This window comes from Candidatus Dorea massiliensis AP6, assembly GCF_964245105.1.
GTDB classification, from domain to species: Bacteria; Bacillota; Clostridia; order Lachnospirales; family Lachnospiraceae; genus Laedolimicola; species Laedolimicola intestinihominis.
The window spans coordinates 1-558 of the sequence record NZ_CAXTKW010000055.1 but is presented as its reverse complement, the minus strand read 5'-3'; the positions used below and the strand labels follow the sequence as shown (position 1 = coordinate 558).

Here is a 558-nt window from a genome sequence, read left to right as displayed (position 1 = left end):
TACTTCCTCACGGCCCGCCAAAGACTTGGGGGGAACCCTGCGGCACACGATACGAACGATGCTGCGGAGTTATGACATCCGCGCCAGCGGAGACCTGTTGTGTTCCCATCGTCAGGGGGCGTGGCAAATGTGACGAAAGCTGAGAAATATAAATAGGAAGCGTTTGCCGCTTTCTGTTCAAAATCAGATACCATGCGCTGGTGGTTTCGGCTGCCAGCGTATTCATGTGATTTTGAACAAACACGATGACAAACTTGACGGATTGGAGGAAATATGCTTTATGGAAAAACTTATTACGCGAAAAGAAGCAGCAGAAATTTTGGGTATCAGCATTGCAACGCTGGACGCGGCCCGTAACAATGGTCTTATTTCTTATGTGCAATATGTGCAGAATGGCTGTGTGTACTTTACCTCAGCGGGCCTTCAGGAGTATATCGCAAAATGCACCCACAGAGCAAAGCCAGCAGAAAAGAATGCAACTTATCGTAAACCTCGCAGAGCTGGAGTGTGAGCCGGTCCGTATCCTTGTCGAAATCATAATGGTCTGATAAAACATAG

At 47.8% G+C, this 558-nt stretch carries 1 protein-coding gene; it reads left to right on the top strand.

Annotated elements, in window-relative coordinates:
• Window positions 1–280: 280 nt before the first annotated feature.
• Complete coding sequence (locus ACESZP_RS17980; protein ID WP_008728422.1) at window positions 281–511, top strand: helix-turn-helix domain-containing protein; 231 nt, start codon at window positions 281–283, stop codon at window positions 509–511.
• Window positions 512–558: the final 47 nt, after the last annotated feature.